This window comes from Desulfuromonas sp. CSMB_57, assembly GCF_020194955.2.
Lineage (GTDB): Bacteria > Desulfobacterota > Desulfuromonadia > Desulfuromonadales > Syntrophotaleaceae > JAFCIY02.
In genome coordinates this window covers 41,240-54,560 of record NZ_JAFCIY020000022.1, presented here as the reverse complement: position 1 = coordinate 54,560, position 13,321 = coordinate 41,240, and the positions used below count along the sequence as shown (strand labels likewise).

Genomic DNA, 13,321 nt, shown 5'->3' with positions numbered 1-13,321 from the left:
TATGTCCCGCCTTTTGCTTTTTCATGCCAAAAAAAAATGCCGGCCGCAGAAGCGGCCGGCCACGGGCGGGAAACAGCCTGGCGCGAAGGGATGGCGGGATGGGCACCAAGCCGGAAGGATCTTATTAAAACCGGAAACGGATATTGGCGTCGGTGCGGAATACGTCGTCGCCTTTGCCGGTGCTGGACAGGGCATCCCAGGCATCGCCGGCAACCAGATAGCCGGCATTGATTTCAGCGGTCAGCCCTTTCATGATCTGATAACCGGCACCCAGTACGAACTCGTGGCCGACTTCATCGCCGCTGCCCTGTGCCGTCACGATATCCTCCGCCGTGTTGTGCCAGAGATAGCGCGCCGACACCCAAGCCTTTTTGGACAACTCATGGCGCGCTCCGGCGTAAAGCAGGGCATAGCCTTTGTCGAACAGATACGGGGACTGGCTGAAAGAGTTGTCATCGGCCAGGTTGTCGAAGATGATCACCGAACCGAACATGCCGGTTCCGACATCGATGACGTCGAAGTTCTTCAGCTTGCCATCGGCGTTGTTTTTGTCGCCCGATGCATACATGCCGCCCAGGGTGAAGGTGGTCTTGTCCAGTTTGTAATCAAGCTGGCCATGCACCAGGTAACCTTCCCGATCGAGCTTCTCCGTCGGCGTCTTCAATTCACCGGTCAGATAGATGCCGGTCAACTGGCCGGCCAGGTTGTTCCATTTACCCTTGCCGGTCAATCCCAGCCAGAGTTGCTGATCCTGCGCGGTAACCGTTGCCCCGGTGCCGCCGGACAGGTTGGTCAATACCCGCAGCGGCTCCTGGCCCTGCTCCAGGTAAACCACAAAGCCGTTGAGGCTGCTGCCGTTGGAGAAATTGTAGGTCAGATCGCCCACATAAGCATTGTCGTACTTGTTTTTGTCGCTGCCGCCGGTACCCTTGCCCACATCGTCCCGGAACCAGCCCGCGCTGTAGGCCCAATTGCCGTCCTTGCGCATCCATTTGGCACCGGGTGCATTGTCCGACCACAACAGGGGATTGTAGCCGACGGGCTGCAGACCGACAATCAGGCGCGAGGCGGGATCAAAGGGCACCTCGATGTCCGTATAAGCCCACATCAATTCGAAATTGTTCTTGTCCCCGCCGAAGGGCAGGTTCGAATCGCCAAATTTGCTGCTGCCGAACTCGAAGCCGACCACGCCCTTGACCTTCTTGTCGTCGTCGGACACGTTCAGGCTCATGCGATACTTGATCTCGCCGAAAAAATCACTGTCGTTGGGATTTTTTTTGGTGTCGGGAACGGTCACTCCCGACAGGGCATGGTTGTTGCCGCCGAAACCGACATACTTCTCCGTATCCCTGGAGGTTCGCGCCGACGTATCCGCCTGAGTGCTGTAGGAAAAACGGTTGTTGAGATCGCCATGCCACTCCACATTGAGGGCCATGGCCGGAGCGGCAACGGCCACGGTGGCCAATGCGGCCAGCAAAACACGTCCTGTCTTCACGGTTGGTTCTCCTTTCGTGCATAGTAATGGGATAAAATCAAGGCAGCGCCACCTCCGGAACTGCCCGTAAAATGTGAGGGCAGTCTGGCCCGGAACTGTTAGCCTCCGGTTACCGTCCCGCTATTTTTTTGTTGCCGCGCCGCCGCCCATCATGAAAACCCTCCTCTTTCGTACGTAAAAACGGCCCGCCCCAAAAGGCCCTTGCATTTTTTTTGGGGGCGTGATAAAAAGTGCCCTCGTTGCTTGAAACCAATCAAATCGGGATGTAGCGCAGCCTGGTAGCGCACCTGCTTCGGGAGCAGGGGGCCGGAGGTTCGAATCCTCTCATCCCGACCATTCACATTCAACAGAAGCGGCTGCGGCCGCTTTTGCTGTCCTTGGAGGCATGATGCTCGCCCTGCTTCTGGCGATGATTGCCGCTTACCTGATCGGTGCCATTCCTTCCGGTGTGGTCCTGACCCGCCTGGCGGGATCCGAAGATATCCGCAAAGTCGGCAGCGGCAACATCGGTGCGACCAACGTCTATCGCGTCGCCGGCCGCAAATTGGGCCTGCTGACCCTGATCGGCGATGTCCTCAAGGGGGTGCTGCCGGTACTGGCAGCCCAGTGGTTGCATTTTTCCGACGGCCAGGTAGGATTAATCGCGGCGGCCGCATTTACGGGCCATTGTTTTCCCGTTTACCTCGGCTTCAAGGGCGGCAAAGGCGTGGCTACCGCCCTGGGCATTTTTCTGGTCATTTCTCCCTTGGCTGCCCTTGGGGCGGCCGCCGTTTTCGGCCTGTTGGTCTGGAAATGGCGCTATATCTCCCTGGGCTCCATCTGCGCCGCCGCCGCAATGCCCGTCCTGGTTTTCTTCATCAACCGCAGCCTGCCCCTGGTGGCCGCCACGTTGTTCATCAGCGCCGTGGTGATTTTTCGCCACCAACAGAACATCAGCCGGCTGCTGGCCGGAAGCGAAAACCGCTTCAAGGCCTGACTTCCCGCGCCCGGGGCCGGCAGAGTGCTGACCGACCGCCTGTGACGTCCTCGGGAAAGCCCGGAACATCCACAATGAAAAAACATTTTTCCCCCTGGTGGAAAATTGCCCTGCCGATTCTGTCGCTGCTGGCGGTTTTCGGCCTGCCCTTCAGCCTCTTTCTCGTGCACCCCGTTCAGCCCGACGAGCCCACCATTTTTGTCGTTCCGGAAGGAGCGTCCTTTTCCACCGTCGCCCGGCAACTGGAATCACACGGTATCGTCAGCAGTTCCTTCAACATGAAATTGCTGGCACGGCTGCGCCGCGACACCCTGCGGGTGCAGGCCGGCGAATACAATTTTGCCGCGCCGTCCCGGCCCGGCCGGGTTCTGGATCGACTGGTGGCCGGCGACATGTATCGCCTGCGCCTGACGATCCCGGAGGGCATGACCCTGCAGCAGATCGGCCAACGGCTGAAACACCTCGGCTACAAGGATTATGAGGGGTTTCTCCAGGCCGCCCGGACCGAGGAGACGGTCAAGGAACTCGGCATCGAAGCCGGTAACCTGGAAGGCTACCTGTTTCCTGAAACCTATGCCTTCGGCCCCAATCTGTCGAGCCGCCACCTGATTCGTTTCATGGTGGCCGAACTGAATCGCCGCCTGACCCCGGAAATCGAAGCGCAGGCCGCCGAATTGGGACTGTCCCGGCATGAACTTATCACCCTGGCCTCCATCATTCAAAAAGAGGCCGGCAGTGAAAAGGAAATGCCATTGATTTCAGCCGTGTTTCACAATCGGCTGCGCAAGGGCATGCGCCTGCAGGCCGACCCGACGGTCATCTACGGCCTGGAGAATTTCCGCGGCAACCTGACCCGCAGCCACCTGCGGCAACCGACTCCCTACAACACCTATACCAATTTCGGTCTGCCGCCCGGCCCCATCGCCAATCCCGGCAGCGCGGCCCTGCACGCCGCCGCCAATCCGGCGGAGGTGAATTATCTTTATTTCGTCGCCCGGGGGGACGGCCTGCACCAGTTTTCGCGCACCCTGCGTGAGCACAACCAGGCTGTGCAGCGTTATTTGCGCAATTTGCGCCAGCGCAACACCAAGCCCGCCGATCAGGCAACGGAACCGGACGAACTGGAAGCCTCCTCAACGGCCAAGCCTGCCGGGCCGGAACCTCAGGCGGTCCTGGCGGCCCACAATTCCGCGGCCATCATCTCTGACTGACCGGGCCGAGACGCCGCAAAAAGAAAAGCCGGGGGCAGCGGATAATCCGCTGCCCCCGGCTTTTTGGTTGCTCTTCCAACGCTCCCCTACTTGCCCAGCAACCCCCGTACCGCAGTCAACAGATCGGCGGGCAACAGCACGGTTTTGGCGTTGCCCGAGACGGCCATCTTGTGCAACGCCTGGACATACTGTTCACCCAGCAGATAGGTGGCCGGCAACTGGTTGCTGCCGATGGCGGCGGTGACCCGTTCAATGGCCTCGCGGGTGGCGTCGGCGAGGATCTTCTTGGCCTCGGCATCACGCTTCGACGCCTCGAGTTTGCCTTCCGCCTCGCGGATGGCCGCTTCCTTGGCGCCTTCCGCGGTCAGGATGGCGGCGGTTTTCTTGCCCTCCGCCTCGGAGATGGTGGCGCGCCGGGTGCGCTCGGCGGCGGCCTGCTGCTCCATGGCCGACTGCATGGTCATGGACGGTTTGATGTCCTGGATTTCCACCGTCTTGACGACAATGCCCCAGGCACCCACATCATCGGAAATGGATTCCTTCAACCGTGCCTTGATCAGATCCCGGGAACTGAGAGCGTCGTCCAGGTTCATTTCGCCGACGATGCTGCGCAGGGAGGTCTGCACCAGGTTGGTGATGGCGATGCGGTAGTTGTCGATGCCGTAAACGGCCTTGGGCGGATCCACGATGGTGATAAAGGCGATGGCGTTGGTCATGATCACCGCATTGTCCTTGGTGATCACCTCCTGACCGGGGATATCGAGGGAAATGTCCTTGGTCAAAACCCGGTAGGCGATGCTGTCGACATAGGGAACAATGAAATTGAGCCCCGGATTGAGCGTCGCATGGTATTTGCCCAGGCGCTGCACGACATACTTGTAGCCCTGCGGGACGATACGCACCCCCAGAAAAATGGTCAGCAACACCAGGAACATCAGAATGCCGGTAAGAACGGGAACCATATCCAATCTCCTTTTGAATAAGATATTACCAAACACACCTCACGGCCCGTTACCGCCCATGAGACTTAGAAGTCAGCAGCGCCGTCGCACCCGCAGCACGTGTCCCTCGATATCCAGCACCACCGCTTCATCGCCGACAGTCAGAGGTTCGGCAGCGATGCAGGGCCACTCCTCGGCCCCCAGCAGGGGAACCACGAAACGGATCAGGCCCTTGCCCAAGGGGGGCGCGACAGGACGCACGATGATGCCCGTTTCACCGATGATGGCGTCCTTGGCCATGCCGGCCTTGGTGCGATCCGCGCTGCGCGGCCGCCACCAGCGAAACCAGAGTACGGTCCAAAACACGGAAGTCACGGCCCACAACAGCAATTGACCCGAGACGGGCAACTCCGGCCAGGCGACCAGTGCCAGGCCGACACAGCCGGCACCGAGTCCGAACCAGAAGATGGTGAAGGACGGCAACAACAATTCCAAGGCCATCAGCAACAATCCGAAAGTCAGCCAGTGCCACCACAGCAATTCCACCCTTGCCCCCTCTCCGGCCCCCGTTCAGGCTGCCTGGCAAAGAATTACCCGCTACCCAGTTATGATTCGATGCGGTTGATGAATACCTCCCGCGGCCGGCTGGTGCCGTCCGAAGGCCCGACGATGCCCTCCTGCTCCATCTTTTCAATCATGCGGGCGGCCCGGTTGTAACCGACCCGCAACCGCCGCTGCAGCATGGAGATGGAGGCCTGGCGCGTTTCGGCGACCAAGGCCAGGGCCTCGTCCCATTTTTCATCCAACTCGTCGCCGTCGTCGCCCCCGCCCTCGGCGGCCGGCGGCGCTTCCAGAATGGAAACATCGTACTCGGGCTTTCCTTGGCGGGCGAGAAAATCGACCACCCGCTTGACCTCGGTTTCCGAGACGAAGGCGCCATGCACGCGCTGCAGAGCGCCGGTGCCGGGCGGCAGGTACAGCATGTCGCCCATGCCGAGCAGGCTTTCCGCCCCCATCTGGTCGAGGATGGTGCGCGAGTCGATGCGGGAAAAGACCTTGAAGGAAACCCGGGTCGGAAAGTTGGCCTTGATCAGGCCGGTGATGACATCGACACTGGGCCGCTGGGTGGCAAGAATGAGATGGATGCCGGCGGCCCGCGCCATTTGCGCCAGCCGGGCAATGGACTCTTCGATTTCCCGCCCGGCGACCATCATCAAATCCGCCAATTCGTCGACAATGACCACGATGCGCGGCAGGTGCTCATGCTCCAGTTCTTCCTGATCCTCGACCACTTCAGCCATCGGCAGGGCGGCCTCGCCGGCATCCTCCGGCACGGCTTCCCGGCGCGACGCCGCCGCGCCCTTTTTCAGTTCCTCGGCGATGCGCTGGTTATAGCCGTCGATGTTGCGCACCTCCTTGTCGGCCATGAGCCGATAGCGGCGTTCCATTTCCCGCACGGCCCAGTTGAAGGCCAGGGCCGCCTTCTTGGGATTGGTCACCACCGGCAGCAGCAGGTGGGGCACGCCCTCGTAGATGGACAGTTCCAGCATTTTCGGGTCGATAAGGATGATGCGCACGTCCTGCGGCGCCGCGTAATAGAGCAGCGACAGGATCATGGTGTTGATGGAGACCGACTTGCCGCTGCCGGTCGCGCCGGCCACCAGCAGATGGGGCATCTTGGCCAAATCCGCCACCACCGTATGGCCGAAGATATCCTTGCCCAGGGCCATGGGCAGCCGTCCCGAGCAGCGCTGAAAGGCATCCGAAGCCATGATTTCCTTCAGATAGACCGTTTCCCGGTCGCTGTTGGGGATTTCGATACCGACCACCCCCCGGCCCGGAATCGGCGCCACGATGCGAATCGCGATGGCCGACAGGGCCATGGCCAGGTCATCGGCCAGACCGGCGATTTTATTGACCTTGACACCGGGCGCCGGAGAAAATTCGTACATGGTCACCACCGGCCCGGGTTTGACCTCCGTCACCTCCCCCTGCACGCCGAAATCCCGCAGCTTGGTTTCCAGGATGCGGGCATTGGCGGTCAGCTTCTGCCGATCGATGGGAAGCGCCTCTTCGCCCTCGTGGTCGAGCAAGGCCAGGGGCGGTTTCTGGTATTGGCCGCCGGCCTGCAGGAACTCGAAGGCCTCCTGGATTTCGGTTTCATCCGCGCGGCGCTTTTTGCGTTCGGGCGACTGCGGAGGCTTGTTCGGCGGAGCTTGGGGCGCAATCACCGGCACCTGCCGGATGGCTTCCCGGTTCTCGACCCCGGCAGCCACTTCTTCCGGAGTAACGGCACGCTGCGCCAGGAGCTCCTGCCACCAGATGCTCAACCTCTGCCGCTGGCCGTTCAACACCTGGACCAGGGAAAGACGCAGGGCGGCCATGGCGGAGACCACCAGCAGCACCAGCAACAGGATGGCGGTGCCGACGGGATTGAAGGCTTTTACCAGCAGGTCCGTCAGCATCCGACCCGCCGCGCCGCCGGCTTCGCCGATATGCTCGCCGAACCAGGAAACATCGCCCAACACCAAGGCCAGCAATCCGTCCAGCGCCAGCAGCATGGCCAGGAAATAAGCCAGCCGGCGCGGAGCAAACCGGCCGCCGCGCTGGGTGAACCGCCGCCAGGCCAGCACGAAACAGCCGACGGGCAGCAGCAGAGCCGGCAGGCCGAACAGCTGCCAGATCAAATCGGCGGCATGGGCGCCTACCGAACCGCCGAGATTACGCACCGTAGTCGGCTGCAGGTTGTTGTTGAATGAGGGATCGGCATTGCTGTAGGAAGCCAGAGCCAGGGCCAGAAACAGGCCGCAGGCGAGCCAGAACACCCCGATGATTTCGGTTTTGAGGCGTTCTCTGAAATCGGATTTTTCTTCCTTTTTTGCTTCCTTCTTCATGGCAGTCCTTGTGCCTTCCGGACTTCGCAAGGCATCGCCCCGATGTTCCGATTACAGCGAAAGAGCGAAAAACGTACCGCCGACCAGCCAGCAGTATAGCGCAAATGCGACCAGCCGTTTGCGGCGCACCACCGCCAGCAGCATATGGATGGAGATCATGCCGACCAGAAACGCCACACCGGCGCCGGCCAGGTAGGCCGGCAGGGTGCCGGGCGGCAACCCAGACAATTCGCGCAGGGAAAGCAAGGTCGCTCCCGCCACCGCCGGCAGGGCCAGCAGGAAGGAGAAACGGGCGGCGGTTTCGCCGGCCACACCGAGCAGCAGCAGCACGGCAATTGTTGAACCGGAGCGGGAAATGCCCGGCAGCAGGGCCGCCCCCTGCACCAAGCCGACCAACAGGGCATCGCGCAGGGTCAGATCGGCCTCCCGGCGGCCGTCACCGCGAAACCGCTCCGAAATGAACAGCAGAAAACCAGTCACCAGCAGCATGAGGCTGGTGACGGTCAGATTGTCAAACAGGGCTTCGACATGGTCCTTGAACAGCAGACCGATGATGGCCGTAGGTACGCTGCCCGCGGCCAACAACAGGAGCAAGCGCCGGTCCGGACATGATTCGGCGGCGGGACGAAAGGGCGATGACGCAATCAACAGACATTCCCGGCGAAAATAAACCATGACCGCCGCCATGGTGCCGGCATGCAGCAGCACATCGAACACCACGCCCGGCTGGGCGAAGCCGGGCAGCATGGTCTGGGCGATGACCAGGTGCCCCGAGGAGGAAACCGGCAGAAATTCGGTAAGACCCTGTAGAATACCGAGCAAAATGGCGTTCAGCGTGTCCATGAAAAATGTACTCCTTGGGGATTAAAAGCAGGCTGAAGATGGAAGGCTGAAGACTGAAGGAAAATCCAAATCAGCACATCGTCAGGAGCCTTGGGCGGTCGTCAGTCGTCAGTCGTCAGCCTTCAGCCTTCAGCCTTCAGCCTTCAGCCTTCAGCCTTCAGTCTTCAGTCTTCAGCCTTCAGTCTTCAGCCTTCAGTCTTCAGTCCTCAGCCTTCAGCCTTCAGTCTTCAGTCTATTGCTCCAACACTACGGGCAGGATGAGTGGGCGCCGCTCTACGGTGCGGTTGAAAAACCGCTTCAGACAGCGCTGCATCAGCAGCCGCAGTTCCTCGGCATCGCTGCGCTGATCGGGGCTGCAATCCTGCAACTGGTTCTGCAAGGCATTGCGTGCCGCCGCCAGCAGGCCGCCGTTTTCTCCGGGCCCGCTGACGCCGCGGGACAACAGCTCCGGACCGTAAACAATTTCGCCGGCGGCGGCATTGATGCCCAGCAGCACCACGATCAGGCCGTGGTTGGCCAGGTGCCGGCGATCCCGCAATTCCATGGGACCCACATCACCGATGCCCAGACCATCCACCAGAACACGGCCGGTCGGCACCCGTTCCTCGGTGCGCAACGCCTCCGCGGACACCACCAACGGCACCCCGTTTTCCAGAACCACCGCATCGTCCTGCGCCACGTTCACCGATCGAGCCAGTTGCGCATGCTTGACCAGGTGGCGGTATTCCCCGTGCACCGGAACGAAAAACCGCGGCCGCGTCAGGTCCAGCACCTGTTGCAATTCGTCCCGCCCGGCATGCCCGGAGACATGCACTTCGCTGGTGGTCTCATAAAAGACTTCGGTGCCGCGCCGGTACAGTTGGTTGATGAGATGATAGATGGCTTTCTCGTTGCCGGGTATGAATTTGCTCGACAGAATGACCGTATCGCCCGGCTCCAAAGGCAGAGGCTTGAAATCGGCCATGGCCATGCGCACCAGGGTGCTCAAGGGCTCCCCCTGACTGCCGGTGGTGATGACCGCCAGCCGATGGCGGGGCAGTTCCCGGGCGGTGCGTACATCCACCAGCACCTCGTCGGGAATCTGCAAATACCCCAAATCACGCGCGATGGCGGTATTGGTCTCCATGCTGCGCCCGATGATCAGGACCTTGCGGCCGCAGGCCATGGCGGCCTCAACCGCCTGCTGGATGCGATGGATATTGGAGGCAAAGGCGGCGAGGATGACCCGGCCCCGGGCCTGGGGCATCAACTGGGCGAAGGCGGTCCCCACCTCCCGTTCTGAGAGGGTGTGACCACGGTTTTCGACATTGGTGGAATCGGACAGCAACAGCAGAACGCCCTCCTCGCCATATTCGGCCAGGCGCTCCAGATCCGTTTGCCGGCCGTCGACGGGCGTCGGATCAAGTTTGAAATCGCCGGTATGCACCACCCAGCCGGCATCGGTGCGGAGGGCCACGCCGACACCGTCGACGATGGAATGGGCGACCCGAAACAACTCCACCTGAAAGGCACCCAGGTGAAAAATCCGCCGCGGTTCCACCGGGTTCAGAATCGCCTTGCCGAGGAGATCGTGTTCGGCCAGTCGGCTGCGCAACAGCCCCAAGGTCAGCGGAGTACCATAAACGGGGGGAAATCCAAGTTGTTCCAGCAGGTAGGGAACCGCACCGATATGATCCTCGTGGCCGTGGGTCAGAACCAGGCCGCGCAGGCGATGTTCCTGGCCTTGCAGGGCGGTAATGTCGGGAATGACCACATCGATGCCGGGCATATGGGCCTCGGGGAACATGAGGCCGCAGTCGATGAGCAGCAGCTCTCGCTGGTACTCGACCACCATCATGTTCAGGCCGATTTCGCCCAGTCCGCCCAACGCCAGCAGGCGCAGAGCACCCTCCTCCAGCCCGGCGCTCAGGCCCGGCCCCGTGCTGCGGTTCATGCCTCGGCCGCCCCCTCGAGGGTCGCCAGCATGTCGGCGCGCACCTGTTCCAGCAGCACCTGGCGATCCTGCGTCGGACGCCCCGCCGTCGGCACCGCCGGCAGAATTTCGACTCGGATGGCGCCGCCCCGAATCCAGCAGCTTTTTTTCGCCATGATGTCGCGGCTGCCATGAATGGCTACCGGCACGATGGGCACCTGGGCCTGCAGGGCGAGGGTGAAACTACCGGTCTTGAAGGCGCCCAAACTTCCATCGGGTGAACGGGTGCCTTCCGGGAAAATAAGCACCGAGGTGCCTTGGGAGATGCGCTCGATGGCGATCTTCATGCTCTCCACGCTTTTGCGGCGGTTCGAGCGGTCCACGGCGATATACCCGGCACGGCGCATGGCCAAACCGAACAGAGGGATGCGGAACAGTTCCTCCTTGGCCAGCCAGCGGAATTGTCCGGGCAAACCGGCGAACAGGGCCAGGATATCGAAGTTGCTCTGGTGGTTGGGCATGTAGATCACGGCCCCCTGCCGCGGCAGGTGCTGCCGGCCCTCGATGCGCAGACTCACCCCGGCCAGGCTTAGGGAAATGCGGGCCCAAAACCGGGCATAACTGTGCAGCCAGTCGGCGCGGAGCAGGGACAGAGGCAGGCCGGTGGCGATGACGAACAGGGTCCAGGGTACAAAGGTGATGACGAACAAGGCCGTGCGTAGCATGATTGACTCCCGGTGATTTCTTTAATCCGGCCAGTTTACGCAAGGAGCCCGAGGGGAGTCAAACCTTTTTCCAAAAGCCCTTTACAGCCCCCATCTTTTTCGCTAGACTCGCAAAAAATTTAAATTTTTCGTAACTGTTCAGCACGGGGGCTCGGGGCGCCCTCCCCGAGTGTGTCTGGCGCCCGGATGGCAACCGTCAAGCCCCAGGGATGGGTTCATGCGGCCCTCGGAGTGGGCGGCGCGAGACCCTGCTCCACGCTGCTGAATAGGTACAATTTTTCAAGGGAGGATGTCCCATGTCGGTGAACAAAGTCATTCTGGTCGGCAACCTCGGCAAAGATCCGGAGTTGCGTTATACCGCCTCGGGAACCGCCGTGGCCAACTTCAGCCTTGCCACCACCGAGCGCTACAAGGATCGGGAGGGCCAGACCCAGGAAAAGACGGAATGGCACAACATCGTCGCCTGGCGGCAGCTGGCGGAAATCTGCGGCAAGTACCTGCAAAAAGGCAAGCAGGTCTACATTGAAGGCCGCATCCAGACCCGCTCCTACGATGACAAGGATGGCAACAAACGCTATATCACCGAAATCGTCGCCGATCAGATGCAGATGCTCGGCCGGGTCGGGGACGAAAACAGCGGTGGCGGCGCGCCGCGCCGCGAACCCCGGCAGGAACGCCCACAGCAAAGCCGCGTTCAGGAAACCACCTACGAAGAACCGCCGTTCAACCCCGACGACGATATTCCCTTCTAAAAAACACCTTTTTTAATTTTGTAGAAATAGAAGCCTCAAACCTTGTTTTTCCAAAGGATTGGGGCTTTTTTTGCAGCTCGCCGACGGCGACGGACTGCGCCTACCTGCCTTCTTCGGCCTTTTCCAAACCTTCGACCACCCTTACCTCCAACCGCCCGCCCCTGAAATGCAGATCATGTTGCGAAAAGGGGATTTCGATACCGTGCTGGGCGAACTTGTCGTAAATGGCAAAATTCAGGGCACTGACCAACTGGCCCTTGCGATGCACCAGGGTGGAACTCCAGGCACGCAGCTCAAAATGCAGCCCGCTGTCGCCGAATTCCGTCAACCGCACCGCCGGCGGCGGGTCGCTGCGCACGTTCGAATTCTCCGCCGCCACCTCCAGCAACAGCTTTTGCACCAGGGGCGCGTCGCTGCCGTAGGCCACGGACACCGGGATGCGAAAGCGCACCAGGTTCTCATTGTGGCTCCAGTTGACGACGTTTTCGACGATGAACTTGGAATTCGGCACGATAATGGAGATGTTGTCGTTGGTCACCACGGTGGTGCTGCGACCGCCGATATGCACCACATCCCCTTCCACATTGCCCACCTCGACCCGATCCCCCACCTTGATGGGGCGCTCGAAAAGGATGATCAGCCCGCTGATGAAATTGCTGACAATATTCTGCAGACCGAACCCCAGGCCGATACCGACCGCGCCGGCCAGCACGTTGAGAGCGGTAAGATCGATGCCCGCAGTCTGCAGAATCACGACCAGGCCGATCACCAGCAGCAGGTAGCGCACGATGGAACCGGTTGCCTGCCTGACCCCCAGATCCATGCGCGTCTTGGCCAACGCCTCTTCAACCAGCCATTTGCGCAACTTGCCGCTGAGGAAAAAGAGTAGATAGACGAATACGAAGAGATAAATAATGGTCCACAGGGTAACGGGGGTCGTCCCCAGGGCAAAGAGCTGGGTATTCAGAATATCCTTGAAGCCTTGGAACCACAGGTTGAGGGTACGCATTTCAGCCTCCCGGCGACATACCATGGAAATGGATGGGTTGAATCAGGCGTCTTTTGAAAATATAGACGGGATGGCGTGAAAGTCATCCTTAGCCGCCTCGATATCGGGCTTACCGAATGCCGGTGGCAAGGTGGCCACCGGTCGGAGCCTCTCCGCGCCATTGACAAACAGGGCAACGATGTTAGAAGGAAAAAAGAAGGGCGGCAGGCGGCAGGCACAAAGCATCTGTCCCGGACATTCGTTCAAGCGGCTTCTGGCAACGGGGAGGACGAAAATGGGTTGGATCATCACGTTGATCATCGGTGGCATCGTCGGTTGGCTGGCGAGCATTCTTATGAAGACCAATGCCCAGATGGGCATCCTTGCCAACGTGGCTGTGGGGGTGGTGGGCTCCATGCTGGGCTTCTGGCTGGCGGGTGTGCTGGGCATCGCCGCCACGGGGGGCATTCTGCGCTTCCTCATCGCAGTGGCCGGCGCGGTGTTGTTGATCTTCATCCTGCGCAAGATCGGAGTTTTTCAGAAACGATGAAGGCCGAGTCCGTCAGGTTCCGGGATACGGGACC

At 60.8% G+C, this 13,321-nt stretch carries 12 protein-coding genes and 1 tRNA gene; 5 read left to right on the top strand and 8 right to left on the bottom strand.

The window, feature by feature from the left end; all coding sequences use genetic code 11:
• Positions 1–124: 124 nt before the first annotated feature.
• A complete protein-coding gene (locus tag JQN68_RS05425; RefSeq protein ID WP_225072751.1) occupies positions 125–1,495 on the bottom strand; it encodes a histidine kinase in 1,371 nt (456 codons plus the stop codon).
• Positions 1,496–1,754: 259 nt separating this feature from the next.
• Here JQN68_RS05425 and JQN68_RS05420 point away from each other — a divergent pair.
• The 3 genes from JQN68_RS05420 (at position 1,755) to mltG (ending at position 3,682) form a co-directional block, all read left to right on the top strand.
• Positions 1,755–1,831, top strand: a tRNA-Pro gene (locus JQN68_RS05420).
• Positions 1,832–1,880: 49 nt separating this feature from the next.
• On the top strand, positions 1,881–2,471 hold the full coding sequence (gene plsY, locus JQN68_RS05415; protein WP_249621050.1) for a glycerol-3-phosphate 1-O-acyltransferase PlsY: 591 nt from the start codon (positions 1,881–1,883) through the stop codon (positions 2,469–2,471).
• A 74-nt stretch (positions 2,472–2,545) separates the two neighbouring features.
• Entirely contained in the window at positions 2,546–3,682 is a 1,137-nt protein-coding gene (mltG, locus tag JQN68_RS05410) for an endolytic transglycosylase MltG (RefSeq protein WP_225072753.1), read from the top strand.
• 86 nt (positions 3,683–3,768) lie between these two features.
• On the opposite strand, the gene JQN68_RS05405 is transcribed toward mltG, so the two are convergent.
• The 6 genes from JQN68_RS05405 to JQN68_RS05380 form a co-directional block, all read right to left on the bottom strand.
• Positions 3,769–4,644, bottom strand: coding sequence for an SPFH domain-containing protein (locus JQN68_RS05405; RefSeq protein WP_225072754.1), 876 nt, complete (start codon positions 4,642–4,644; stop codon positions 3,769–3,771).
• 72 nt (positions 4,645–4,716) lie between these two features.
• On the bottom strand, positions 4,717–5,169 hold the full coding sequence (locus tag JQN68_RS05400) for an NfeD family protein (protein ID WP_225072755.1): 453 nt from the start codon (positions 5,167–5,169) through the stop codon (positions 4,717–4,719).
• A 59-nt stretch (positions 5,170–5,228) separates the two neighbouring features.
• On the bottom strand, positions 5,229–7,517 hold the full coding sequence (locus tag JQN68_RS05395) for a DNA translocase FtsK (RefSeq protein ID WP_225072756.1): 2,289 nt from the start codon (positions 7,515–7,517) through the stop codon (positions 5,229–5,231).
• Positions 7,518–7,568: 51 nt separating this feature from the next.
• On the bottom strand, positions 7,569–8,360 hold the full coding sequence (locus JQN68_RS05390; protein ID WP_225072757.1) for an undecaprenyl-diphosphate phosphatase: 792 nt from the start codon (positions 8,358–8,360) through the stop codon (positions 7,569–7,571).
• Positions 8,361–8,592: 232 nt separating this feature from the next.
• On the bottom strand, positions 8,593–10,293 hold the full coding sequence (locus tag JQN68_RS05385) for a ribonuclease J (RefSeq protein WP_249621049.1): 1,701 nt from the start codon (positions 10,291–10,293) through the stop codon (positions 8,593–8,595).
• Positions 10,290–10,997, bottom strand: coding sequence for a lysophospholipid acyltransferase family protein (locus tag JQN68_RS05380; RefSeq protein WP_225072759.1), 708 nt, complete (start codon positions 10,995–10,997; stop codon positions 10,290–10,292). Before JQN68_RS05380 ends, JQN68_RS05385 begins: the two co-directional genes overlap by 4 nt.
• Positions 10,998–11,293: 296 nt before the next feature.
• On the opposite strand from JQN68_RS05380, the gene JQN68_RS05375 reads away from it, so the two are divergent.
• Positions 11,294–11,749, top strand: coding sequence for a single-stranded DNA-binding protein (locus JQN68_RS05375; RefSeq protein ID WP_225072760.1), 456 nt, complete (start codon positions 11,294–11,296; stop codon positions 11,747–11,749).
• A gap of 100 nt (positions 11,750–11,849) precedes the next feature.
• Here JQN68_RS05375 and JQN68_RS05370 read toward each other — a convergent pair whose 3' ends face one another.
• Entirely contained in the window at positions 11,850–12,758 is a 909-nt protein-coding gene (locus tag JQN68_RS05370) for a mechanosensitive ion channel family protein (RefSeq protein WP_225072761.1), read from the bottom strand.
• Positions 12,759–13,032: 274 nt separating this feature from the next.
• Here JQN68_RS05370 and JQN68_RS05365 point away from each other — a divergent pair, with 274 nt between their 5' ends.
• Entirely contained in the window at positions 13,033–13,287 is a 255-nt protein-coding gene (locus JQN68_RS05365) for a GlsB/YeaQ/YmgE family stress response membrane protein (protein WP_225072762.1), read from the top strand.
• The last annotated feature ends 34 nt before the right edge of the window (positions 13,288–13,321 follow it).